22 protein-coding genes are annotated in these 25241 nt (G+C 66.4%); 16 read left to right on the top strand and 6 right to left on the bottom strand.

Annotated elements, in window-relative coordinates; translation table 11 throughout:
* Window positions 1-134: 134 nt before the first annotated feature.
* Together ACQR0W_RS20010 and ACQR0W_RS20005 are read right to left on the bottom strand one after the other, a co-directional pair.
* Complete coding sequence (locus ACQR0W_RS20010; protein ID WP_316169653.1) at window positions 135-2081, bottom strand: hypothetical protein; 1947 nt, start codon at window positions 2079-2081, stop codon at window positions 135-137.
* A 103-nt stretch (window positions 2082-2184) separates the two neighbouring features.
* A complete protein-coding gene (locus ACQR0W_RS20005; RefSeq protein WP_315712684.1) occupies window positions 2185-3276 on the bottom strand; it encodes a lysylphosphatidylglycerol synthase transmembrane domain-containing protein in 1092 nt (363 codons plus the stop codon).
* A 371-nt stretch (window positions 3277-3647) separates the two neighbouring features.
* Between ACQR0W_RS20005 and ACQR0W_RS20000 the strand changes: the two genes are divergently transcribed.
* Window positions 3648-4154 carry a ferritin-like domain-containing protein gene (locus ACQR0W_RS20000; protein WP_315753160.1) on the top strand — a complete coding sequence of 169 codons (507 nt, stop codon included), beginning with the start codon at window positions 3648-3650 and terminating at the stop codon, window positions 4152-4154.
* Between the two features lie 76 nt (window positions 4155-4230).
* On the opposite strand, the gene ACQR0W_RS19995 is transcribed toward ACQR0W_RS20000, so the two are convergent.
* Window positions 4231-4665, bottom strand: a complete 435-nt coding sequence (locus ACQR0W_RS19995) for a hypothetical protein (protein WP_315738812.1) — start codon at window positions 4663-4665, stop codon at window positions 4231-4233.
* Window positions 4666-4713: 48 nt separating this feature from the next.
* On the opposite strand from ACQR0W_RS19995, the gene ACQR0W_RS19990 reads away from it, so the two are divergent.
* Both ACQR0W_RS19990 and ACQR0W_RS19985 read left to right on the top strand, forming a co-directional pair.
* The gene (locus ACQR0W_RS19990) at window positions 4714-5304 is read left to right on the top strand and encodes a hypothetical protein (RefSeq protein ID WP_410051241.1); all 591 of its coding nucleotides are present in this window, start codon (window positions 4714-4716) and stop codon (window positions 5302-5304) included.
* An 89-nt stretch (window positions 5305-5393) separates the two neighbouring features.
* A complete protein-coding gene (locus tag ACQR0W_RS19985; RefSeq protein WP_316169652.1) occupies window positions 5394-5981 on the top strand; it encodes a YdcF family protein in 588 nt (195 codons plus the stop codon).
* Window positions 5982-6033: 52 nt separating this feature from the next.
* Here the strand turns inward: ACQR0W_RS19985 and ACQR0W_RS19980 are convergent, their stop codons facing one another.
* Window positions 6034-6369, bottom strand: a complete 336-nt coding sequence (locus ACQR0W_RS19980; RefSeq protein ID WP_315828157.1) for a hypothetical protein — start codon at window positions 6367-6369, stop codon at window positions 6034-6036.
* Between the two features lie 184 nt (window positions 6370-6553).
* Here ACQR0W_RS19980 and ACQR0W_RS19975 point away from each other — a divergent pair, with 184 nt between their 5' ends.
* Window positions 6554-6799, top strand: coding sequence for a hypothetical protein (locus ACQR0W_RS19975; protein WP_316169651.1), 246 nt, complete (start codon window positions 6554-6556; stop codon window positions 6797-6799).
* A gap of 493 nt (window positions 6800-7292) precedes the next feature.
* Here ACQR0W_RS19975 and ACQR0W_RS19970 read toward each other — a convergent pair whose 3' ends face one another.
* Window positions 7293-7718, bottom strand: a complete 426-nt coding sequence (locus ACQR0W_RS19970) for a universal stress protein (protein WP_315712676.1) — start codon at window positions 7716-7718, stop codon at window positions 7293-7295.
* A gap of 53 nt (window positions 7719-7771) precedes the next feature.
* Complete coding sequence (locus ACQR0W_RS19965) at window positions 7772-8314, bottom strand: SixA phosphatase family protein (RefSeq protein WP_316169650.1); 543 nt, start codon at window positions 8312-8314, stop codon at window positions 7772-7774.
* Between the two features lie 105 nt (window positions 8315-8419).
* Between ACQR0W_RS19965 and ACQR0W_RS19960 the strand changes: the two genes are divergently transcribed.
* The 12 genes from ACQR0W_RS19960 to ACQR0W_RS19905 all read left to right on the top strand — a co-directional run.
* Entirely contained in the window at window positions 8420-9847 is a 1428-nt protein-coding gene (locus tag ACQR0W_RS19960; RefSeq protein ID WP_315753156.1) for an NAD(P)/FAD-dependent oxidoreductase, read from the top strand.
* Window positions 9848-9944: 97 nt separating this feature from the next.
* A complete protein-coding gene (gene msrB, locus ACQR0W_RS19955; protein WP_315753155.1) occupies window positions 9945-10448 on the top strand; it encodes a peptide-methionine (R)-S-oxide reductase MsrB in 504 nt (167 codons plus the stop codon).
* A gap of 295 nt (window positions 10449-10743) precedes the next feature.
* Window positions 10744-12546 (top strand): flagellar hook-basal body complex protein, encoded by a 1803-nt coding sequence (locus ACQR0W_RS19950; RefSeq protein ID WP_315712671.1) that lies wholly within the window; start codon window positions 10744-10746, stop codon window positions 12544-12546.
* 44 nt (window positions 12547-12590) lie between these two features.
* Window positions 12591-14453, top strand: coding sequence for a flagellar hook-associated protein FlgK (gene flgK, locus ACQR0W_RS19945; protein ID WP_315712670.1), 1863 nt, complete (start codon window positions 12591-12593; stop codon window positions 14451-14453).
* Window positions 14454-14468: 15 nt separating this feature from the next.
* A complete protein-coding gene (locus tag ACQR0W_RS19940) occupies window positions 14469-16340 on the top strand; it encodes a flagellar protein (RefSeq protein WP_316169649.1) in 1872 nt (623 codons plus the stop codon).
* A 93-nt stretch (window positions 16341-16433) separates the two neighbouring features.
* Window positions 16434-17240, top strand: coding sequence for a hypothetical protein (locus ACQR0W_RS19935; protein WP_316169648.1), 807 nt, complete (start codon window positions 16434-16436; stop codon window positions 17238-17240).
* An 11-nt stretch (window positions 17241-17251) separates the two neighbouring features.
* Window positions 17252-18880 (top strand): hypothetical protein, encoded by a 1629-nt coding sequence (locus ACQR0W_RS19930; RefSeq protein WP_316169647.1) that lies wholly within the window; start codon window positions 17252-17254, stop codon window positions 18878-18880.
* A gap of 52 nt (window positions 18881-18932) precedes the next feature.
* Entirely contained in the window at window positions 18933-20123 is a 1191-nt protein-coding gene (locus ACQR0W_RS19925) for an ATP-grasp domain-containing protein (RefSeq protein WP_315753289.1), read from the top strand.
* A gap of 68 nt (window positions 20124-20191) precedes the next feature.
* Entirely contained in the window at window positions 20192-21628 is a 1437-nt protein-coding gene (locus tag ACQR0W_RS19920; protein ID WP_315713620.1) for a pyridoxal phosphate-dependent decarboxylase family protein, read from the top strand.
* Window positions 21629-21973: 345 nt separating this feature from the next.
* Window positions 21974-23524: a flagellin gene (locus tag ACQR0W_RS19915; RefSeq protein ID WP_315729343.1), complete on the top strand. Its 1551-nt coding sequence runs from the start codon at window positions 21974-21976 to the stop codon at window positions 23522-23524.
* 216 nt (window positions 23525-23740) lie between these two features.
* The gene (gene flbT / locus ACQR0W_RS19910) at window positions 23741-24136 is read left to right on the top strand and encodes a flagellar biosynthesis repressor FlbT (protein ID WP_315716969.1); all 396 of its coding nucleotides are present in this window, start codon (window positions 23741-23743) and stop codon (window positions 24134-24136) included.
* A 256-nt stretch (window positions 24137-24392) separates the two neighbouring features.
* Window positions 24393-25241, top strand: an 849-nt coding sequence (locus ACQR0W_RS19905; RefSeq protein ID WP_434840718.1) for an Hpt domain-containing protein, incomplete at its 3' end; no start/stop codon positions are given.

The following is a 25241-nucleotide window of genomic DNA, read 5'->3' as shown; positions in this document are numbered from 1 at the left end:
TGAGGCTCTGCAATCTCGCCGCTCCACAGCCTTTGTTCCTGAGCGCCCGCTCACGGAGGGCGTCCCGAAAGACGGTGTGCGGAGCGGAGCGCTTCAGGCCGTTCTTCCTCTGCGATCCCTACCCGAATGGCCGACTACTGCCTCACCATGCCCGCCGGCGGCAGCGGCTGGCTGGTGACGTTGGGCTCGGCCGCATCGAGGTTGAGCACTTGCGCCGCGGCCGGAAAGGCGGCGTCGGCCATCGCGGCATGGCCCTCCGCCGTCGGATGCACGGCGCCGCCATAGACCGCGGACAGCACGCCCCAGCTCGCATCGTGGATGTCGGAGGGCTGCATCGCCGCCGGCAGCCCTTGCGGATAGGTCATCGCCGAGAAGTAGCTGTCGTTGGCATCGCGGATCCAGCGCGCGCGCGGCAGATAGGGACGATACTCGCTGGCGCCGCGGCCGCACAGCAGCGGCTCGTTGGCGGCGCTGACGATGTTCGGATCGAAGCTGGCGCCGTCGGCCGAAAAACATTCGCGGTCGAACGGCGGATCCTGCGTCGAGCGGGCGCAGAAGCCGTGATCGGCAAACGCGGCCTGATGCGCGTCAACGAAGGTCATGCGGTCGGCCTGCGGATCGCGGCACAGGACTCCCGCGGTACATTGCGCCAGCCCGCGCAGTGACGGCAGGAACTCGTTCTCGACGAAGCCCGCGACCTTGGCGAGCCGCTGCGGATTGGCATTGAACGATGGGTGGACCTCGAAACCGGCCGGACCACCCGGGCAGGGCGTGCCGGGGCCGCTCAGCGCCGGGTTGCCGTAGGAGGTGTAGATGACGTGCGAGAGGTCGCCGACCAGCGGCTTCAGCGCCTCGCGCAGCTTGGCAAAACCCTGCGGCAGGTCGCGCGCCAGCTCGCTGCGCGATTCCTCGACCGAGCCGATCACGCCCGAGCGCTTGAACAGCGTGCGTTCGGTCGGCGTATCGACGATGACGTCGGCGACGAGACCGGAGAAGTTGATGTCGTTGGCGCCGATCGACAGCAGAATCAGATCGAGCTTGCGGTCCGGCTGGCGACGCTTGGCCGCGGTCAGCGCCTCGCGCAGCTCGCCGAGCTGGCCGTTGACGCTGCCGGCGCAGGTGGTCGCGGCGCGGCCCGGCGTGCATTCGCGCGCGCGCTGGCTGCCGAACAGGCCGTCGGCGATGGTGGCGCCGGTGCAGGCGAGCGGCAGGTAGGTGACCGCGACGTGCGGATAGCGCACCGCGAGCGCCAGCGCCGTGCGGGTCTGGTAGCTGTAGAGCGAGCGATGGCAGGCCGCGTTGAGCCAGACCGCGCTGTGCTTCTGCCAGTTCTGCAGCGTGTCCGGCGCCTCGCAGGCGCGGCCGCCTTTGAAGCCGGCCCGGCTCGGCCGATAATATTGCGCGGTCGGGCCGCCGAGATAGGAGCGGAAGCAGAAGCCGTCGTCGGCGAGCGCGATCGGGCGGTCGGGATTGCCCTCGCCGGAGGCGATGCTGTCGCCGAGGCCGGCGATCAGGACGTCGCGGACCTGGATTCCGGTCGAGACCTGCTGCGTGCCTTCCGGGCTGGCGACATCGACGGATGCGACGGTCTGGCGGCCGTAGCGGACGCGCAGGTTGACCGGTTCGGCGCAGTCGAATGTCGAGGTCTGCGGCCCGTCGCCGTCGTCGAACGACCACGCGCAGGTGGCGCCGACCGGGACCGGGCCGGTCAGGCGCACCGTGACCGGATGGTCGATCGGCGTGAGATAGCTTTCCTTGACGTTGTCGCGCGTGCACGGCTCGTTGATGCGGCCGGCGAGGTCGATGCAGAGCCGGTTGACGACGTTCCGGGCCCAGCCGCGGCCGTCGCTCTGCACCGCCAACGCCTGCTCGGCGGCGAGGATGGAGCGGTCGCGCGTGCTCTCGGTATGCAGCAGGAAGTCGCGCTCCTCCCGGAAGAGACGGAAGCGGTTGCGCACCTCCCAGCTGATCTGCAGCGGCGCTGCGCCGAACTGCGCGGCCGCCTCGGTGGCGGCGAGAGGGGCGAGCAGGCCGGCCAGGACGCAGGCGGCGAGCAGCGGACGAAGGGGCATTCGGGTCATGCGCAAGGATTCACGTCAGGGATGGGGCGGAAATAAGAGGATCGCACGCGAGTTCAACCGGTCGAGGGTCGAACCGTCGCGTCATCCGCGAGACGATTGCTGCTCAGCGCTGGGAGTGGCGCTTGATGCGCTGGGGAACCGCGGCGGGCGCCGTGGCCGCGGCGCGCTTGGCGGCGACCTCGTCCTCGCAGGCTGAGTTCAGCCGGCGCCGCTCCTGCCACGGCTTCACGACGTTCAGCCAGAGTTCCCTGATGCCCATGATGGAGATCGCCGTCGCGAACGGGATCACGAAATACAGCACGCGGAAAACGAGCAGGGTGGCCAGCAACTGCTCGCGCCCGAACTGCGGCAGCGCCACGAGCATCGCGGCATCGAACACGCCGATGCTGCCGGGCGCGTGGCTGGCAAAGCCGAGCAGGGTGGCGAGGATGAACACCACCGACAGCGACAGGAAATCGATCGGCGGAGCGGCGGGGACGAGGAGGTACATCGCCAGCGCGCAGAAGCCGAGGTCGACCACTCCGATCAGGATCTGCACGAGCGTGAGCTGCGCCGAGGGCAGCACCACCTTCCAGCCGTTCTGGCCGAGCTGGCGCCGGTTCTTGCCGGCGGTCAGCCAGCCGAGATAGGCGAAGATCGCCCCGAGGATGCCGATCGCGATCAGCTGGTTCACCGCCGGGGGCAACTGGTCCATCGCGGTGGCGGCGGCCGGATGCAAGGTCATGCCGATGCCGAGTACGAACAGATTGCCGAGCCAGAAGGTCAGGCCTGACAGGAAGCAGATCTTGGCGACGTCGATCGCGGACAGCCCGTAGTCGGAGTAGATCCGGAACCGGATGGCGCCGCCGGTGAACACGGTGGCGCCGATGTTGTGGCCGATCGAATAGCTGGTGAAGGCGCTCATCGCCGCGATGCGATAGGGCACGTGTTTCTTGCCAATCGTTCGCAGTGCAAAATAGTCATAGAAGGTCAGCGTGCAGAACGCGCCGACCACACACAAGGCCGCGAGGGCGATGTGACCGGGCGGGATTTCGGTGAGCGCGGTCAGGATGACGCCGGCATCGACGCCCTTCAGCGTACGCACGAGTGTCGTGATCGCGAAGGCGATGATCGCAAGGCTCGCTGCAATCCCCAGCCGCTTCCAGCCGATCCATTTCTTGAAGCCACGCCCAAGCGTGGTCAGCAGGCGCTGCATTCATCCTCCCGGCGGGGCGGTACTAGATCTTGGAAAAGAGGCGAAACCATTGATCGATGGGGCGGGCAATTCGTGACAGCCTGTTCCTTATGCTAAAATGCGCGCGTTGTGCAGTCCTTGACACAGCTCAGCTCCGACCCATGCGGCGCAGGTCTGTCACACTCCGGTCACATAGCTGGCGGCCCGTCCGCCTCAATTCGGTCCAACTGGTCACCCGCGCGGTTCACGAGAACCCTCGCCCCTGCGACCGGTTCGGCAGGGCCGGTACGCCGGAACAACCGCCGTAGCCGCCGGTTAGCGCACAGCGAACATGGCGACGATCGGTCGGGGGAGGGACCTGCCATGTTCCGAACCGAGAGGACGTGAAACAAATGGGACTGTTCACCAAGGACATCAAGACGATGAACGATCTGTTCGTTCATCAGCTGCAGGACATCTATTACGCCGAGAACCAGCTCGTCAAAGCGCTGCCGAAGATGGCGGACAAGGCGACGGATCAGAAGCTCAAGCAGGGCTTTCTGACCCATCTCGATGAGACGAAGACGCATGTGACGCGTCTCGAACAGGTGTTCAAGATGCACGGCATCGCGGCCAAGGCGGTCGACTGTCCGGCGATCGACGGCATCATCGAGGAGGCCGACGAGGTCGCCGGCGAGGTCGACGACAAGGCGGTGCTGGACGCAGCGCTGATCAACGCCGCCCAGGCGGCCGAGCACTACGAGATCACGCGCTATGGCAGCCTGATCGCCTGGGCCAAGCAGCTCGGCCGCAGCGACTGCGCCGCCGTGCTGCAGAAGACGCTCGACGAGGAGAAGGCGACCGACATGAAGCTGACCAAGCTCGCCGAGAGCGGCGTCAACCTGCGTGCTGCGAGCTGATCGCGTCACCAGAGCCGATGAGACAAAACGCCGCGCGGACATCCCGCGCGGCGTCGTCGCATCCGGATGCCGCGCGTCAGCTCTTACGCAACGCGAAATTGGCGCCGCAGAACGCCATCAGGGCGCCGAGGCAGAGCGCGGCGAGGCCGGCCAGCACACCCGAGGCCGACGGCACCGGGCTCGGGCCGGAGATCGCCTGGCCGATGCCGGCCAGCATCAGCACGCCGACCACGACCAGGAAGTTGCGCATCCGCTGCGGGATCTCGCCCGATACCGCGCTGTGCATGATGTTGGCGATGAAATAGCCCGAGGAGAAGCCGACGGTGGCGATCAGCCACCAGGCGATCGCCGATCCCGCCGGCATGAAGGCGCCGCTCTCGGTCTGCCACAGGCCGCCGAGATCGAGGCCGTAGCGGGCGCCGAGCATGTGCACCGCCAGCGCCAGCAGCACGCCGGCGGCCATCGCTCCGGCCAGGATCAGGTGGCGCGGAAAATAGATCGTTTCGCTCATGCTCCGTTTGTAGGATAAGGCGCGCGCCACACGCAACAGGACCGATCCATTTCCGAGCGCACCACCACGGCCGGCGATGATGCGATCCGCTACGCCTACAAGGCGTCGCTGATCGGGGCCGCGCACCAGTTCGAGCTGACCGGGCAGGGGCTGTCGTGGCGGTTCGCCGGCCGGACCGGCCTGTGGCCTTACGCCGACATCGCCGCGATCCGGCTGTCCTACCGACCGGTGTCGATGCAGGCGAGGCGTTTTCGGGCCGACATCACCCATCGCGATGGCCGCCGCCTCAGCATCATCTCCGTCTCGTGGCAGACGGCGGCCCTGATGGCGCCGCAGAGCGATGCCTATCGTGCTTTCATCCTCGGCCTGCATGCGCGGCTCGCCTTCAGCGGCAGCAACGTACGGCTGACTGCGGGCCTCGGCCGCTTCACCTACGGCGCGGCGCTCGCCGCGATTGCGCTGCTCGCCGTGGCGATGGCCGGGCTTCTGGTGCGCGCGCTCGTCATCGCCGAATGGTCGGGCGCGTTGTTCCTGATCGGCTTCGCCGCGCTGTTCGCCTGGTATGTCGGCGGCTTCATCACCCGCAACAGGCCGCGCAGCTACACGTTCACGGAGATTCCGGCCGCGCTGCTGCCGTGATCACGCAACCTCATCGCCGGTCACCGAATGTGATCATGCAGATTTCGCGCGCCATGCCAGACTGAGCGAGTCGCCTTCGGAGTGGGACGATGCAGGATCGCGCGCTGCGCAGACCGGATGACGCCGAGATCGCCGCGGTCAACGCGCGGCATTTCGCCGATACGCCGCTGCGGCCGGCCGATCTCCTGTTCGTGTTCGGGACCCGCGTCGACGAGGAGCTGCGTGCCGAGACGGCGGTGAAGCTGTGGCAGCAGGGCTACTTCCGCCACGCCATCGTCAGCGGCGGGATCACGCCGGGCGCTGATCTTTCGGAGTGTACGCTGATCAAGGCCGCCATGGTGAGGCGCGGCATTCCGGCCGAGCGCATCCTCGAAGAGCACCACGCCACGAATACCGGCGAGAACGTCGCGCTCGCGCTGCCGGTGATCGACGCCGCGCTCGGCCTCGCCAATGTCGGCAGCGTGATCTGCCTCGGCAACAGCTGGACCGCGCGGCGCTACGCGATGACCCTGCAGCGGCACTGGCCCGAAGTCGAGAAGATGCTGCTGACGGTCGACGGCTTCGGCATCCCGCGCCATCTCTGGCACACCCATCCCGAATTCCGCCGTCGCGTGCTCAGCGAATGGGACAAGATCGCGCCGTACAAGGCGAAGGGCTTCATCGCGGAGTGGCCGTGACGGGGTCACTCGCGGAATGCTAACGCGCATTGCGAAGCAGAAGCCTCTCGTGTCAGGAGCGCACGCGGATGGAGGCATAAGCCTCATCGGTCCAGCCAAACTCGCGTACGCAAACTATGTCGCAACCTTCCAGCTTGGCGATCGCAGTCGCTTCGACCGTAAAGTCTTCGCCCGCAAGTAACGTTGGACCGCGAGGAGCTGGAATTTTCCTCAGCGTGTGAGAAATCGCGCGGCTGGTCACGACCCCATCAGGGAATTTCAGGACAACGGCATATCTGCGCACTTGAGGGTTCGCAGAGAATTGCTTGGCCAGCTTCGGGCCAATGGCCTTCTTTATGGACGGAGTATCAGCCGCAACGTCATAGATAATAGCGGGCTTTAGTGGCATCTTGTCTCGTGCCAGATAGCACCAATTTGCGTCCCATCCGTATCATGCCACTGGTCGAATGTCGCGTTTGAATCTTATGGGGGGTCTTCGGGCGGCGACGAGGATGTCCGCTCGCGGGCTTGATCGGGAGTCGTCGTTTTGGGGACGGTGCCTTCGACCCGTTGGGTAATTCGTCAGCCTAGGCATGTTGAAAAACGAAGCAGGCATATCAATGCGTACCGCCCGACCACGCGATGATGCTCTCGATGAGAACGATACCGATAACAAGCTCATTGGGGTTTACAGCAGCGCTGCCGAGGCGGATGCCGCAAGAAAGCGCAAGCTTCAATTCGAGGGCTTTCGCGACTATCCCGATTGTTTCGTTGTCGACGAATATGTAGTCGATAGGGACGCTTGGAGCGAAGGGTTCGTCACCGGTGCCGCCGGCTGAGTGAGTCCGTGGGGTGGGCAAAGACGTCGTGTGGCGCAAGCCACGCGATGTTGTGCCCACCAAGCAACTTTTCGCGCAAGACGGTGGACACGGCGCGTTCAGATAGCACGGACAAACAGGCTGTCTCGGACGCGCCTTTGCCCACCCTACGCACTGTGGTGTTTGTCGCGAACCAAGTTCAATGACTCAATTTTTTGATGCAGATCGGTTGGCCATTGGGGACAGGAGTGCAATCCCAATCCGGACCAAATCCGGTATTCGGCTTAGAATTCGGAAACCAGTAGAAGCTGGAAACGAGAAGGCAAAGCAGAGCGAGGATGAACAGAATACCCAATACGTCACCGCGCCTTGGATAAGGCAGAGGCCATCTCATGAGAGTGTCCTCAGTCCGCATTTCGGTCGGGCAATAGGATCGAGAAACACCCAATGCGATAGCAATAGCTGCGAAGAGGGAATTGTTCTACGCGCAGTATGCGTTGGAGGAGGCCGCCACTCACGGCCTCACCACCAGCACCGAGCACTTCGCGTAGCGCACGACATGCCCGGCATTGCTGCCGAGGAAGTAGGTGCGCATCGCCGGGCGGTGCGAGGTCATCACGATCAGGTCGGCGTTGACCTTGGCCGCCTCCTCGAGGATCTCGTGATAGATGCCGCCCTGGCGTACCGTGTAGCTGATGCGCTCGGCCGGGATGCCGGATTCGCGCGCCACGATCGACAGCGCTTCCTCGGCGGTCTCGCGCTGCTGCGCATCGAAATCGGCCGGGACGTATTCGGCGAGCATCACCGGCGTCATCGGCATCACGTTGAGCAGATGCACCGTGCCGCTCCAGGTCTGCGCCAGCGTGGCCGCGGTGGCGATGGCCGGCTTGGCGAGGTCGGTGTCGGCCAGATCGATCGGCACCAGAATCGAGTTGAACATCGAAGGTCCTCCTCTCTGTCCGCCGGCATTACGCGCCGGACCCGACCTGCCTGTCAATCGACCGAGCCGTGCTTGAGCAGCTTGGGCGTGACGAACCTCAGGAGATGGCCGCGGGTGAAGCTGATATCGCCCCAATCGTCGGTGTCGAAATCGAGCACCGCGAGTCCCGCGGTCGGCATGTTGCGCTTCAGTTCGTGGCGGGCCTCGGAATCGCCCTCGCCGGTCAGCGCCAGCGCCAGCTCGTGCATGCCGGGATTGTGCCCGACGAGCAGGAGCTGCTTCGGATCATGCGCTGCCGCAAGGCGGATGTGATGCAGCATCTGCATCGGCTCGGCGCCGTAGAGCTCGGGAACGGTCTCGACCTGCGGGGGCGGGACGCGGTCCTTCATTGCCGCGAGCGCGAGGTCCCAGGTCTGCTGCGCCCGAACCGCGGTCGAGACCAGCACCAGCTCCGGCACCGGCGGGTGGCTGGCGATGAAATCGCCGATCATGGCGGCATCCTGGTGCCCGCGCTCGTCGAGACGGCGGTCCTGGTCGCGGCCGGTCGGCGCGTCAGTCTCGGTCTTGGCGTGGCGCAGCAGCATCAATCGGCGCATGGAATTCCGTCTCGAATCGTTCAGGCTGGGTCAGCCTGTACCACGTCTCTTTATCGCCATTAAAAGCGTCATGACGTCCGGCGCAGGGTTCGCTAAGAAAACGCCATGAACGAGACTTCCACAAGCGTGAACGATGACGCGGATGCCGCAGGTGCACACGGCCGCACCAGGCTGAATTTCGACCTCGATGTCGACGTCTGCGTCGTCGGGGCGGGATTGGCCGGCTTGACGGTGGCGTTGTGCGCGGCCCGGCAGGGGGCGAGCGTCGCGGTGCTGGAAGGCCGCCAGGTCGGATGGAACGCATCCGGTCACATGATCGGCACGGTCATGCCCGGGTTCGACCTGCCGCTGCCGGATCTGATCGAGCGCGTCGGGCTCGCGCATGCCCGGGCGCTATGGGCGTTGTCCTGGTCCGGTGCCGAGTTCATCCGCGCCCAGGCCACCGCGGCGATGCCGGGCATCGGACTCAGCGAAGGCGCGCTCGAAGTCTCGAATGTCGACGCCGGCGACGCCTTGATCCGCCGCCTCCAGATGCTGCATGAGGATTTCGACACCGAGGTCGAGGGCTGGCAGGTCGAGCGCGTCAGGACCGAGCTCAAGACCGACCGCTACTTCCATGGCGTCCATTACCCCAAGGCGTTCCAGCTCGACGGCCGCAGGTACGTTCACGCGCTGGCGCGGCTCGCGCACCGGGCCGGGGCAAGGATCTTCGAGGACACGCCGGTGGTCAGCATCGACGCGTCGGGCGTGCGCAAGCGCATCGTGACGCCCTCGGCGCGGATGCGCGCCTCGCACATCGTGCTCGCCGGCAACATCCATCTCGGCGCGCCGCTGCAGAAGCTGTCCGATACGCTGCTGCCGGTGTGGCGCTATGGCGGCGTCACCGCGCCGCTCGGCGAGCGACTGGCTGATGCGATCGCCTTCCGGGGCTCGGTCAGCGACACCGACGGCATCGATCATTTCCGCGTCGTCGACGGCGACCGGCTGATGTGGGCGAGCCCGGAGACGACCTGGGACGCCCGGCCCAGCGGATTTGCCGCGGCGCTGCAGCGCCGAATCCGCACGGTGTTCCCGCAACTCGGCCGCGTCGAGATCGCCGAGACCTTTGGCGGCGTCACCGGCCAGACCGTGCACGGCATGCCGCAGATCGGCCAGCTCCGCAAAGGCCTGTGGGTCGCGAGCGGCTTCGGCCGGCAGGGGCTCAACACCTCGGCGATGGCCGGGCAGTTGATCGCGCAGGCGATCCTCGCTGGCGACGACCGCTGGAAGCTGTTCTCGCCGTTCGAATTGGTCTGGGCCGGCGGCGTCAGCGGCCGGGTCGCCGGCCATGTCGTCAATCTGTGGATCCGGGGCCGCGCCGCCGCGGCCGGGACGCTGGCGCGGCACCGCGAGCGCGTCCGCGCGCAGGAGCGTGTGCGCGAGATCAGGGCGGCCGAAGCGCGGCGCCGGGCGGCCGAGCGGCCCGGCTCGCGGCTCCCGCTGCGGCCGCAGCCGTCCGATCTGAACCGCCGTCCCGACGCCGGGGAGGGCTGACACCTCGCAAGAAAGTGAGCCGTCGCGCCCGCGCCCGACGTAACTTCGCGGGATCCCGTCCGTAGATCCGGTAACCCATCGCCGCACGGAGACGTCCATGATCGACCGCCGCATGATGTTCACCACCGCCGCCGGACTGTTCGGCTTCGCCGCCCTGCGCTGGCTCGGCGGTTCCGCGCCGGCCCGCGCCGCCGAGAAGTTCGAGATCGAGAAGACCGAGGCCGAGTGGCGCGCGCAATTGACGCCGCAGCAATACGAGATACTGCGCGAGGAGGGCACCGAGCGGCCCTGGACCAGCCCGCTGCTGAAGGAGCATCGCAAGGGCACCTTCGCCTGCGCCGGCTGCGACCTGCCGCTGTTCTCCTCCGACACCAAGTTCGACAGCGGCACCGGTTGGCCGAGCTTCTTCAAGCCGCTCGACAATGCCGTGGCGACCCGCCAGGACAAGACCTACGGCATGGTCCGCACCGAGGTGCATTGCCGCCGCTGCGGCGGCCATCTCGGCCATGTGTTCGACGACGGCCCCAAGCCGACCGGCCTGCGCTACTGCATGGACGGGCTCTCGCTCACGTTCCACCCGGCAAATCCGTCGTCGACCTGACAGGAATTTGCGCCAGGATATTCCGGCTCGTCCGTTCAAGGCTCGATGGGGGTCTTCAGGACGCGCCGGTAGCCGTGACGAGCGGCCGCGCCGGAGCGCGATTTGGCGCGTCCGGCCCGGCAAGAACTGCCGGCTCGGCAATTGTTCACCAGTTTTGACGCCGGTTTTTTTACGTTGTTGTTTTACAACGCGCTGATTTCAAAGCATTTTCTCATCTGGCACAGCGATTGCGACAGCTCTCCACGAAACGCGGTGCGGGCCGACCCGCCACCGGCATCACAGTGGAGAGATTGGTATGGGTATCTTCGACGCGATGAACACTTCGGTGAGCGGTCTGTCCGCTCAATCATTCGCGCTGCAGAATATTTCCGGTAACATCGCGAACGCGTCGACCGTCGGCTACAAGGGCATCGGCACCAGCTTCGAAGACCTCATTCCCAACGCGACCAACCCGACGCGCCAGAACGCCGGCGGCGTCACCGCCTTCGCCAAGGCCACCATCACCACCCAGGGCACCGTCTCGACGTCCTCGGTCGCCACCAACATGGCGATCAACGGCGACGGCTTCTTCAACGTGCAGAAGGCCTCCTCGGTCGTCGATAACGTGCCGGTCTTCACCGGCGTCACCAACTACACCCGCCGCGGCGACTTCCAGCTCAACGCCAACGGCAACCTGATCAACGGCGCCGGCTATTACCTGATGGGCGTTGCGGTCGATCCGAAGACCGGCAACGCCACCGGCAACGTGCCGACCGTGCTGCAATTCGCCAACAATTTCGTGCCGGCGCAGGCGACCACCGCAATCCAGTATGCGGCCAACCTGCCGACGCAGCCGAAGACCGCCGCCAGCGGCAACGCTGCGACCGGCACGCTGGTCGCGGCCGGCGGCCTCAACTCGGCCGACCTCTCCAACGTGCCGCTGCCGGTCGGCACCAATTTCTACGCCGACTCCACCGTCACCGGCGCCACCGCCGTGAACAAGGTGCCGGCGCAGATCACGACCTCGACATTGCTGAGCGGCGCCAGCGGCGACTCGATCTCGAGCAATTTCACCACCGGCGACACCATCACCATGACCGGCAGCGCCGGCGACGTCGTCACCTTCACCTTCGTCGCCTCCGGCGCCTCGGGTACCCAGATCAATGTCGGCGACTCCGTCGGCACGCTGCTGGCGAAGATCGCGGCCGTCACCGGCGTGCAGCCGACCATCACCGCCGGCAAGATCACGCTGCATTCCGGCAGCGGCGAGGACTGGAACTTGAGCAGTGCCTCCCCGGGTTTCACCGCGCTCGGCCTCACGTCACCCGTGGCACTGACGCGCACGGCGAGTCCCGGCACCGGCATCGTGATCGGCAACGATCTCACCAACTTCAACAACGAGACGATCTCGGGCGGCGCGGTCACGGCCTACAACTCGTCGGGCACGCCGGTGAACGTGCAGCTGCGCTGGGGCAAGGTCGACAGCTCGACGCTCGGCACGGGCCACAAGGACACCTGGAACCTGTTCTACCAGACCAACTCCAGCGCCACTGGCTCGACCGTGGCCTGGCAGAACGTCGGCACCAATTTCACGTTCGCCTCCGACGGCTCGCTGGTGTCGCCGACGACCTCCAACATCTCCATTCCCAACGTCGTGGTCGACGGCACCACGCTCGGCACCGTCAGCCTCAACATCTCCTCGGGCGCGCTGACGCAATATGCGAGCACGATCGGCTCGGCGACGATCAACCAGATCAATCAGAACGGCTTCGCCGCCGGCCAGCTGCAGTCGGTCGCCGTCAACAACAGCGGCGTCGTCACCGGCACCTTCTCCAACGGCCAGACCATCAACCTGGCGCAGGTCACGCTGTCGCATTTCAACGGCACCAACTACCTGAAGGCGCTCGACGGCGGCGCCTACGAGGCGACCGACCAGTCCGGCCAAGCCATCATCGGCGCGACCGGCAAGATCTCGGGCGGCTCGCTGGAAGGCTCCAACACCGACATCGCCGACGAGTTCACCAAGCTGATCGTGACCCAGCAGGCCTATTCGGCCAACACCAAGGTGATCACGACGGCCAATTCGATGGTGCAGGATCTTCTGAACGTGCTGCGCTGATCGCGCTGAGACGTGGCAGTTGAATTGACATAAGGCTACCGAACATGGGTTTGAGTTCTGCCCTCGCCACCGCGATGTCCGGCCTGCGCTCGACGCAGGCCGCGCTCTCGATCATCTCATCGAACGTCGCCAACGCGAACACGCCCGGCTACGTCGCGCAGAACCCGAACCAGATCGAGGTCGCCAGCGGCGGCTTCGGCTCGACGGTGACGACGACGGGCGTCAACCGTCAGCTCGACTTGTTCGTCCAGAACCAGCTCCGCACCGAGACCTCGGGTGGGACCTATGCCAATCAGATGGCCAACATCCTGAGCCAGCTGCAGACCGTGTACGGTACGCCCGGCGGCAGCGGCACGCTCGAGACGGCGCTGAACAATTTCACCACGGCGCTGCAGTCGCTGTCGAACAATCCGAGCAACCAGTCGGCGCAGTCGGTGGCGCTGTCGGCGGCGCAGGGCGTGGCGCTGCAGCTCAACGCGACCACCAAGGGCATCCAGACCCTGCGCACCAATGTCGAGCAGGACATCGGCAATTCGGTCACGCAGGCCAACGCGGCGATCAAGCAGATCGCGACGCTCAACACGCAGCTGCAGGGCCTCGACAGCTCCGACCCGCTGGCGGCGACCCTGCAGGACCAGCGCGACAACGCGATCAACACGCTTGCCAAATATGTCGACATCCGCGTCGTGTCCGACCCGACCAACGGCACGAGCATATTCACCAATTCGGGCATCCAGCTGGTCGGCGCGGGCCTCAGCTCCGAGTTCACCTTCTCGTCGCCGGGGACGCTCGACGCCACCTCGCTCTACAACAGCGATCCGACCAAGACCGGCGTCGGGCAGCTCAACATCAAGCTGTCGAACGGCGTGTCGCTCGACGTCGTGTCGAACAATCTCCTGAACTCGGGTCAGATCGCGGCCGACCTCAAGCTGCGCGACCAGACCCTGGTGCAGGCGCAGACCCAGGTCGACCAGCTCGCGGCGACGATGGCCTCGGCGCTGTCCGACAAGACCACGGCGGGTACCGCGGTGGCGGGACCTCCGGCCGGCTTCGACGTCTCGACCAGCGGGCTGCTGGCGGGCAACACCATCAACCTGACCTACACGGATTCGAGCAACGTCCAGCGCCAGGTCAAGATCGTCAACGTCAACGATCCCGCGGCGCTGCCGCTGAAGAACGCCTCCGGCGCCAACCCGTCCTATGTCGGCGTCGACTTCTCGCTCGGCATGGCCTCGGTGGTGTCGCAGCTCAACAGCGCGCTCGGTGGCGCGCATCTGCAGTTTTCCAATCCCTCCGGCACCACGCTGCGGATCACCGATGACGGCACCAGCCAGGCGGCGGTCAAGGCGGCCTCGGCCACCACCACGGTGCAGACGCTCGCCAGCGGCAACGCCCAACTGCCGGTTTTCACTGACGGCGGCGCGCTCTACACCGGCGCAATCACCTCGACCGGCTCGCAGATGACGGGGCTCGCGGGAAGGCTCAACGTCAACCCGGCATTGCTGAACGATCCGACCAAGCTGTCGACCTACTCGACCTCGCCGCAGACCGCGGCCGGCGACGCGACGCGACCGGACTTCCTGTTCGCGCAGCTCACCTCGGCGACCTTCAGCTACTCGCCAACCACCGGCCTCGGCTCGGCGGCGCAGCCATTCCAGGGCACGGTGTCCGGCTATCTGCAGCAGTTCGTCAGCCAGCAGGGCAGTGCCTCGACGCTGGCGACCCAGCTCAGCCAGGGCCAGGCCGTCGTGGTCAGCACGCTGAAGGAGAAGTTCCAGGGCACGGCGGGGGTCAACATGGACAGCGAGATGTCCAACCTGATCCAGGTCCAGAACACCTATGCGGCCAACGCCCATATCATGTCGGTCGTGCAAAGCATGATGCAGAGCCTGCTCCAGGCATTTTAGTGAGGCGCGTGTAAGATGTCGATCAGCAGTGTCAACTACGGAAATTCTCTGCTCGGCCTGTCCGTGCGGAACATCTCGAACCAGCTCGCGGACCTTTCCACGCAGCTCTCGAGCGGCGTCAAGGCGAACAACTACGCCGGCATGGGCCCCGACGAGGGCTTCGCGATCGCGGCGCGGGCGCAGCTCTCGAACATCTCGGCCTTCACCCTGACGATGACCCACGTCAATACCGTGATCGGCGCGGTCAATACCTCGCTGCAGTCGCTGTCCAAGATTCATGACCAGGTCCAGAGTGGCGCCTCGGCGACGCCGCAGAACCTGACCAGCACCGGCCAGACCACGGGACAATTGACGGCGCTGTCCAACCTGTCGGCCATCACCGGCATCCTCAACACCCAGGTCGGCGATCGCTACATCTTCTCCGGCAGCGCCACCGACCGGCCGGCGATCGCATCGGCCGACGACATCCTGAACGGCACCACGACGCAGGCCGGCCTGAAGCAGGTCATCGCCGAGCGGCAGCAGGCCGATCTCGGGCTCAACGGTCTCGGGCGTCTGAACCTGTCGGCGTCGGCCACGATGCCGATCACGCTGGCGGAGGACGTCGCCGGCTCGCCGTTCGGCTTCAAGCTGAGCGGCGTCACCTCGTCGCTGACCAATGCCACGGTGACCGGACCGTCCGGCTCGCCCGCGGGCATCTCGGTCGATCTCACCGCCGGCAATCCGAATGCGGGCGACCAGATCAGCTTCACCTTCAAGCTGCCCGACGGCACCTCGGAATCGATCAAGCTGACGGCGTCCACCACGACGCCGGCGCCGACCAATACGTTCGCCATCGGCGCCACGCCGGCGGCCACCTCCGCCAATCTCAATGCGGCGCTCAACACGGCGCTGTCGACGCTGGCCAACACCTCGCTGACCGCCGCCTCGGCGGTCGTCGCCGGTGACAACTTCTTCAACACGGCGAGCGCCGTGTCGGGAACGGTGGTCAACAACAAGCTCGCAACGCCGGCGCCGATCACGGGAGCGACGCTGCTGTCGGGCGGGGCGGGCTCCGACTCGATCGCGACCAGCTTTGCGACCGGCGACACCATCACGGTCAATGGGCAGACGCTGACCTTCGTCGCCTCCGGCGCCAACGGCAACAACCAGATCAATGTCGGCGACAGCGTGCAGACGCTGCTGTCGAAGATCGATACGCTCAGCGGCACGTCGACGCCGTCGACGGTCAGCGGCGGCGTGATCACCTTGCGCACCAACGACGCCGCCGGCTTCTCGGTGTCGAGCTCGAACGCGGGTGCGTTCGGGGCGCTCGGCTTCTCCGGCACCGTGACGGCGCCGACGCCGCCGTTGCGCGTCTCCGGCTCGCCGCTGGGGTCGGCGACCAGCCTCGTCAACGGTTCGGCCAACACCGTCGCCTGGTACACCGGCAACAGCGGTCCCGGCTCGGCGCGGTCGAGCGCGACCATCCGGATCGACACGGCGCAGAGCATTCAGTTCGGCGCCCAGGGCAACGAGTTCGCGATCCGCAACCTCGTGCAGCAGACCGCGGTCTATGCCGCCGTCAACACGCCGCCCGCGGGAGCAAATGCCCCGCAGCAGATCGGTGCGCTCAGCCAGCGCATCGCCGCCAACCTGACGCCGCAGCTCGGCCAGCAGGCGATCTCGGATATCCAGACCGAGTTCGCCAACGCCCAGACCACGATGAAGGACGCCACGGCGCGCCAGACCCAGGCCAAGGCGGCGATGCAGGCCATGGTCGACCAGACCGAGGGCATCTCGCAGCAGGAGGTGGCGAGCCAGATCCTGCAGCTGCAGACCAACCTCCAGGCGTCCTACCAGACGACGGCGATGCTGGCCCAGCTGACGCTGGTGAAATATCTGTAGCGCCCCGGGGGGCGGCGGTTAGGTTTTCGTTAACCACGTCTCTTTAGCTTTTGTTCAGATCTGGGGCGAGAGCCTCTTTGTCTGGAGGCGGACGTGAGTGACGGAACCGACGAGCGCATTCATCTGGTGGTCGCGACACCATGCTTCGGCGGCCAGGTGTCGAGCATCTATGCGAGCTCGATCTTCGCCCTGCAGCGCGAGTTGCGCGCCGCGTCCAACGTCGACCTCACCGTCCACATGCGCGACGGCGATGCGCTGATCACCCGTGCCAGGGCCAATCTCGTCACCCTGTTCCTCAACGATCCCTCGGCTACGCATCTGCTCTTCGTCGATGCCGACATCGGCTTCACGCCGAAGCAGGTGTTCCGGCTGATCGCGTCCGGCGGCGACATGGTCGCCGGCGTCTATCCGGTCAAGAAGGTCAACTGGAACAAGGCGCGCCGCGCCATCAATTCCAACCGCATGGACGTGCCGGCGGCATCGCTCGACTACGTGCTGGAGATCGACAACCCGGACCACGTTGCGGTGGTCAACGGCTTCACCCGCGTGCGCTATGCCGGCACCGGCTTCCTGATGGTCCGCCGCCGCGTCATCGAGACGATGATCGCGCATCCGGCCTACGCCCCGCTGCAGTTCTTCCGCGAGCATTCGCAGGATGCGCTGGCCGGCAGTCCGAACCGCTTCGCGCTGTTCGAATGCATGATCGACCCGGCGACCGGGACCTATCTCAGCGAGGATTTCGCGTTCTGCAAGCGATGGACCGATCTCGGCGGCGAGATCTGGGCCGATCTCGACAGCCGGCTCGATCACGTCGGTCCGTCCGTGTTTCACGGCAATGTCGCCTCGCAATTCGCGTCGGCGGTGGCGGTTCCCACCGCCGCCGCGGCCGACGCAGCCTGACGATCCGCGCGATGACCCCGGCGGTAACCCGGTCGCAGATATCCCAATCATCCCGGATCGACCGGCGCGAGCAGGGCGCCGCGACCGGACTGCGCGATCTCTTTGCCTTGCTCGGCGATCTCCTGATCGATGGCGGCGATACCCGCCTGGCGCTCGATCGCCCCTGGGGCCGCAACGTCTATGGCTGCGGGCCGTCGCCCGAACCCGATGTGCTGAGCTTCGCATCGAGCACGGCTTCGCCGATTTCAGAACGCGCCTATGCGCGCGTCGAGCTGGCGCGCGAGCAGCTGATGCATGCGGCGATCTCGCTCGGCCTCGACGCCGCGCTCGACCGGCGCACCGAGGAGATGCGCTGCGAATTGCGCGGATATCTCGGCCTTGCCGACGAGATCGACATCGTGTTCTCGCCGTCCGGCACCGACTCGCAACTGCATGCGCTGGCGCTGGTGCGGGCGGTGCTGGGCGAGGCCGTCACGAGCATCGTCGTCGGCAGCGACCAGACCGGAAGCGGCACCGCCGCGAGCGCCCGGGGACACCATTTCAGCACGCGGACGGCGAACGGTCTGGCGGTGCGGACGAACACGCCGATCGAGGGGCTCTCGGGCGACGCCGTGTCGCTGCCGCTGCTCGACGGCGCATCGATGCAGCCGCGCGTTGCTATCGATGCCGAGGTGCTCGACAGCGTCGAGGCGCTGGTGCGAAGGGGCCGTGGCGTCCTGCTGCAGGTCATGGATTCCTCCAAGCTCGGCTGGCGCGCGCCGGACATGGCCTGCCTGGACGAGGTGGCGCGGCGCTGGCCGGGGCGCGTGCAGGTTGTCGTCGATGCCTGCCAGATGCGGCTCGGCGCGGCGCGGCTGCGCGATCATCTCGAACGCGGCCATCTGGTGCTCGTCACGGGCTCGAAGTTCTTCGGCGGCCCCGCCTTCAGCGGCGCGCTGCTGGTGCCCGCGGCCGCATCGGCTGCGCTGCGCCGCGGACATCCGATCGCGCCCGGCCTGTTCGACTATGTCAATCGCAGCGATTGGCCGCTCGCCTGGACGGATCTGCGCGCGCGCACGGCGCCGCGCGCCAATATCGGCCAATGGCTGCGCTGGGAGGCCGCGCTGGAGGAGATCGCCGCGTATCACGCCGTGCCCGAGACGTTCCGCCGGATGGCGATCCGGCAGCTCGGCGAGGCCATCGAAAGCCTGCTGATGCTGTCGCCGGTGCTGCGTCCCATCGCCGCCCGCGCGCCTGCGCCGGATGGGAGCGATGGCGAGTTCGGCTTTCCCACCATCTTCCCGTTCGCGCTCCAGCGTGACGGCGGCCCGCTCGGCCTCGGTGAGACGCAGGCGGTGTATCGCGCGCTGCAGCGCGATCTCGGTAGCCGCTTCACTGGACGCGCAGCCGAGATTGCCGCGCGCCAGTGCCTGATCGGCCAGCCGGTGCGGATCGAACGCGCGGGCGAGGCGCCGTCGGCCGCGCTGCGGCTGTGCATCGGCGCGCGCCAGGTGACGGACGCATGGTGCGACGACGTCACCGCGGCCCGGGTCAATCTCGAATCCGACATCGACCGCGTCGCCGACATCGTTGCCAAAACAGAGCTGCTCGTATCGGATCTGAGCAGCCAGGATCTCAGGGACATCTGCAATGCCGACTAATTTGCTCGCGCTGGCCGACGCCACCGACGCAGGATGTGCCGACCGGATCGGCATGGCCAAGCTCGCCAAGGCCGCCTTCGACGGCCAGGACCTGAAACCGATGTGGGCCGCCTTGCTCGCCAAGCTGCTCGACGGCCGCGCGGAGCCGGGCGAGGGGCTCGATCTCGCGCTGATCGCGCAGCTCATCGGCGAGAAATCGTCCGGGCTCGCGATCCAGCACGACGTTCTGCAGTCGCAGCAGCTCTACCGCGTTGCCTGCAACAGCGCGACGCCGCGGCTGCGCGTGCTCGCGCTCGCGGCGGCCACCGACATGGGCAGCAACACGCCGATCGAATTCCTGCTCGAGGACACCGACTTCGAGCTGCTGCTGCTCTATGTCGTTCCGGGCGCGGACCTGCTGGCGCCTTTGCCCGCTCATGACGTCGCCATCGTCATCGCGTCCGATTCCGAGGATTGTCAGCACGCGCTGCGCGAGATCGATGCCGTCGCGGCGCGCTGGCCGCGTCCGCTGCTGAATCCGCCGGAGCGGATCTGGCATCTCGATCGCGACAAGCTGCATGCGCGGCTCGCCGGCATCGACGGGCTCACCATTCCGGCGACCATTCCCGTCGACCGCGAGCGCCTGATCGGGATCGCCGACGAGCGCGAATGGATCACGGACGTCGACCACTCGCTCGTCTTCCCGGTCATCGTGCGGCCGCGCGGTTCGCATGCCGGCGTCGGCCTGGAGAAGGTCGACGAGCCGCTCGAGCTGTCGCTCTATCTCGACGAGCGCAGCGAGCAGGAGTTCTTCGTCTCGCGCTTCGTCGACTATGCCAGCGAGGACGGTCAGTTCCGCAAGTACCGCATCGTGTTCGTCGACGGCACGGCCTACGCCTGCCACATGGCGATCGCGCGACGCTGGGACATCTGGTACCTCAACGCCAACATGGCCGGCAGCGAGAGCAAGCGCCTCGAAGAGGCGACCTTCATGCAGACCTTCGACATCGGCTTCGGCCGCCGTCATCGCAGCGTGCTCGATGCGATCGCCGCGCGCGTCGGTCTCGACTATTTCATCATCGACTGCGCCGAGACCAGGGACGGCACGCTGCTGGTGTTCGAGGCCGACAATACGGCCGTCGTCCACAACATGGATTCGCCGGAGGTCTTCCCCTACAAGCCGCCGCAGATGCAGAAGATCTTCGCGGCCTTCGCGGCCATGATCGAGAAGCGCGCCGCGTCGCGGGCGGAGCAGGCGGCGTGACCGCCGGGCTGCGCATCGATCCTGCGTCGCGGACGGCGGAGACGCTCGATCCGCGACATTGGGACGAGATGCGCGCGCTCGGTCATCGCATGCTCGATGACATGATCGACTATGTCGCCGATATCCGCGACCGGCCGGTGTGGCAGCCGATGTCGCCGGCGACACGTCAGAGCTTCCGCAGCGCGCTGCCGCATGCGCCGACCGATCTCGCCGAGGTCTATCGCGATTTCAGCGAGCTCGTCGTTCCCTACGCGACCGGCAACGTGCATCCTGGATTCATGGGCTGGGTGCATGGCGGCGGCACCGTGGTCGGCATGCTCGCCGAGATGCTGGCTGCCGGATTGAACGCCAATCTCGGCGGCCGCGACCACGCGCCGATCGAGGTCGAGCGGCAGGTCGTCGACTGGACGCGTCAGTTGTTCGGCTTTCCGGCAAGCGCCAGCGGCATCTTCGTCACCGGCACCTCGATGGCCAACCTGATGGCGGTGCTGGTCGCTCGCCGCAACGCGCTCGGCGCGGCGGTTCGCTCGGCGGGTCTCGGTGAGGAGGGGCGGCGCTTGCGCGCCTACACGTCGAAGGCGGCGCATGGCTGCATCGCCAAGGCGATGGACATCTGCGGACTGGGCAGCGACGCGCTCGGCTGCATCGCGGTGGATGCCGCACATCGCATCGACGTCGGCGAGCTGCGGACCGCGATCGCGCGCGATCGCGCCGCGGGACTGCATCCGTTTCTCGTCGTCGCCTCGGCGGGTACCGTCGATATCGGCGCCATCGACGACCTCGCTGATATTGCCGAGCTCTGCCGTGCCGAGGGGCTCTGGTTTCACGTCGACGGCGCCTTCGGTGCGCTCGCGATGCTGTCAGCGGAGCTCGCACCGAAGCTCGCCGGCATCGAGCAGGCGGATTCGATTGCGCTGGATTTTCACAAATGGGGGCAGGTGCCCTACGATGCGGGCTTCCTGCTGGTGCGCGATGGCACCAAGCATCGCGACGCCTTCGCCTCGCCGGCCGCCTATCTGCGCCGGGAAACCCGTGGTCTCGCGGCGGGCGCCGAGTGGCCCTGCGATCTCGGTCCTGATCTGTCGCGCGGCTTCCGGGCGCTGAAGACATGGTTCACGCTGAGGACGTTCGGCACGGATGCGCTCGGCGCCGTGATCGCGCGAAGCTGCGAGCTCGCGCGCCATCTCGAGGCGCGGGTGCGCGCCGAGCCCGAGCTCGAGCTGCTGGCGCCGGTCAATCTCAACATCGTCTGCTTCCGCTATCGTGCCGACGATGCCGATGCGCTCAACGGCGAGATCGTCGCCGACATCCACGAATCCGGCCTCGCCGCGCCGTCGACCACGATGCTCGACGGACGGCTGGCGATCCGTGCCGCGATCGTCAATCATCGCACCGGGACGAGCGACATCGGCCGGCTGATTGCGGCGGTCCTCATGTTCGGCCGCCAGCGCGCGGCCGGTCTCACGCCGTTGATCGAGGTCGATGCGCCGCCGCTGGCGCTCTGAGCGCAAACCGCATCTCGGCGTCGTCCGCTGGTCGATGACGACCGCCGGCAGAATGTCGCCGCGCGTCGAAACCTTTCCAAAGGTGGTTGACGCGTTGTGAACGACGGGCGCGTTTGTTGAATCAACGAGCCTTTTCAAAGGGCGTTCTTGCGCGATGACGCGGCAATCAGCCGCGCCGATGCGCCTGTTCCGCTGATTGAGGCGGCTGCGCACCACAACCCTTCAGCGTTTGTTAGCCACTGCCATTCACCGTGACGCCCGTCGTCCGGGGTCGTTCAAATCGACCTGGGCTGCACCCTGATCTCGAAGGGATCGGGGTTTATTTCACACCAGAAGGGTATGAAAATGTCAGGTATCGTCCTCTCGGCGTCGGTGCGCCAGAATCTGCTGTCGCTTCAGTCGACAGCTCAGCTCCTCGCCACCACCCAGAACAATCTCTCCACGGGCAAGAAGGTCAACTCGGCGCTCGATAATCCGACCAACTTCTTCACCGCCCAGGGTCTCGACAACCGCGCTTCCGACATCTCCAATCTGCTCGACGGCATCGGCAACGGCGTGCAGGTGCTGCAGGCCGCCAACACCGGCATCACCTCGCTGCAGAAGCTCGTCGACAGCGCCAAGTCGATCGCCAACCAGGTTCTGCAGAGCGCGGTGGGCTACTCCACCAAGTCGAGCGTGACCTCGGCGGCTCTGACCGGGGCGACCGCCACCGACCTGCTCGGCTCCAGCTCGACGGCTGTGACCGGCTCGGTCGTGAACAACGACAATACCTCGAGCGCGGTGGCGATCACCGGTTCGACCAAGCTGTCGGGCACGGCGGGCACCGCGTCGAACAACCTCGCCTCCGGCATCACCTCCGGTGAGACGCTGGTCGTCAACGGCACCACCTTCACCTTCATCACCGGCACGTCCTCGACGGGCACCAACATCGGCATCGGCGACAGCGTCAGCAACCTGCTGTCGGCGATCCAGACCCAGACCGGCGTGACCGCGTCGATCACCGCGGGTGCGATCACCCTGACGCCGCCGGCGGCGGGATTGACGCTCTCGGGCAGCACCGGCACCTTGGGCAAGCTCGGGCTGACTGCCGTCGGCGATGGCTTGTCAGGTCAGACCTTGACGGTCGGCGCCACAGGAGGTGGCACGGCGACAAGCATCACGTTCGGTCTAGGGACAGGACAGGTCAAGTCGCTGAACGATCTCAACGCGAAGCTCGCAGCCAACAACCTGCAGGCCACGGTCGACTCGTCCACCGGCAAGATCTCGATCACCACGACCAACGACGCGGCTTCGGCCACGATCGGTGCGATCGGCGGTACGTCGGCTGCATCCAGCCAGGCCTTCAACGGTCTGACGGCGGCGGCTCCGGTGGCGGACGCGACCGCGCAGACGCAGCGCGCGAGCCTGGTCTCCCAGTACAACAACGTGCTGGCGCAGATCAACACGACCGCGGCTGACGCTTCGTTCAACGGCATCAACCTGCTGAACGGCGATACGCTGAAGCTGACCTTCAACGAAACCGGCAAGTCGACGCTGTCGATCACCGGTGTCACGTTCAACTCGGCTGGTCTCGGCCTGTCGAACCTGACCTCGGGCACCGACTTCCTCGACAACAACTCGGCGAACAAGGTCATCGGCGTCCTCAACTCGGCGAGCTCCACGCTGCGCAACGAGGCCTCCACGCTGGGTTCGAACCTCTCGGTCGTGCAGGTTCGTCAGGACTTCAACAAGAACCTGATCAACGTGCTGCAGACCGGTTCGTCGAACCTGACGCTGGCCGACACCAACGAGGAAGCGGCCAACAGCCAGGCGCTGTCGACCCGTCAGTCGATCGCGGTGTCCGCGCTGTCGCTCGCCAACCAGTCGCAGGCGAGCGTGCTGCAGCTCCTGCGCTAAGGCGCGGGCGGCACCCACGAATATCGGAGGCGGCGGGGCTTGCCCCGCCGTTTTCGGCTCTAGACTATTCGCAAATTGACGCCGCTCGGCTGCGGCGCCGGGTCAGCCGGACAGCGAGCACGAGAGCAACGTCGTGTCGACGCGAATGCAGCCTGCCGACGACGCCGCTCCCGAGAGGAGACTCCCGAGAGGAGCCTTCTGAGAGGAGACTGGGCCATGCCCCTGCGGGTCGAGCTGAAGCCTTTCGAGCGCATCGTGATCGGCGACAGCGTCATCGTGAATTCGAATACGCGCGCCCGCTTCATCGTCGAAGGCGACGCGCCCATTCTCCGCGAGCGTGACACCGTCACCGCCGAGACCGCCGATACGCCGGCCAAGCGCCTCTATCTCTGCGTCCAGACGATGTACCTGAAGAACGACGCGATCCGTTATCGCGCGTCCTATCTCGCCTGTATGAACGAGTTGCGCAGGGCGATTCCGGAAGCCGCCGGCCAAGCCGAGATGGTGGATCGCCATGTCACGGAAGGAGCGCTGTACAAGGCGCTGAAGGAGATCAGGGCGCTGATCGAGCGAGAGGATCGCGCAGTCGCGCCGGCCGAAGCGATGCCTTGACATTCCGGCCGCGGAAGGAGCCGGGCTCGCCACAGCCTGAGAGGTCGGTACTACGTCCGTATTAGCACGGACAATAAAATTAACGGGACGGATAAAAGCCCCGCCTAACGATGGCGTGGACGAAAGTCTGTTCAGCCGAGTCGGCGAGGGCCGGGTATCGATCCGCGCTGCTGGTGAAGGCCGGGACCGGCCGTCGCTCTGACAGGATCAGCGGTCGCCCCGTGACCGCGGCGCCAATTCTTGGAAGGCCAGTTTCATGGACGATCTGTTGCGTGAGTTCCTGACGGAGACCAGCGAGAGCCTGGATACCGTCGACAATCAATTGGTGCGGTTCGAGCAGGAGCCGAACAACGCCAAGATCCTCGATAACATCTTCCGGCTGGTGCACACGATCAAGGGGACCTGCGGTTTCCTCGGCCTGCCGCGGCTCGAGGCGCTGGCGCACGCCGCCGAAACATTGATGGGCAAATTCCGCGACGGCATGCCGGTGACCGGCGAGGCCGTGACGCTGATCCTGACCACGATCGACCGCATCAAGGACATCCTGGGACAGCTCGAGGCCAACGAGGCCGAGCCCGAGGGGGAGGACCGCGACCTCATCAGCGAGCTTGAAGCCATGGTCGAGCGCGGCATGGCGGCGATGGCCGCCGGCGAAGCGGCCCCGCCGCTGGTGCCGGCCGCGCCGCCGGCCCCCGCGGTGACGCACGGCTCGCTGATCGACCAGACGCTGGAGCGTCCGCTGCGTCCGGGCGAAGTGTCGCTCGACGAGCTCGAGCGGGCCTTCCGCGAGACCGCGATCGAGTTGCCGCCCGCGCATGAGAAGGCGCCTGAGCCCAAGGCCGCTGCCCCGGCGCCGGTCGCCAAGGCCGGGCCTGCCAAGGCGGAAGCAGAGGCCAAGGCCGAGCCGAAGAAGGCGGCGCGGCCGAAGGTCAATGCCGACGGCGAGGTGCACGAGAACGACAAGGTCGCCAACCAGTCGATCCGCGTCAACGTCGACACGCTCGAACATCTGATGACGATGGTCTCGGAGCTGGTGCTGACGCGCAACCAGCTCCTGGAGATCGCCCGCCGCAACGAGGACACCGAGTTCAAGGTGCCGCTGCAG

Origin of the sequence: Bradyrhizobium sp. HKCCYLRH1034 (assembly GCF_051168375.1) — a bacterium.
Classification (GTDB): domain Bacteria; phylum Pseudomonadota; class Alphaproteobacteria; order Rhizobiales; family Xanthobacteraceae; genus Bradyrhizobium.
Note: the sequence above shows the minus strand (reverse complement) of the source record. Positions and strands in the feature narration are given on the sequence as shown.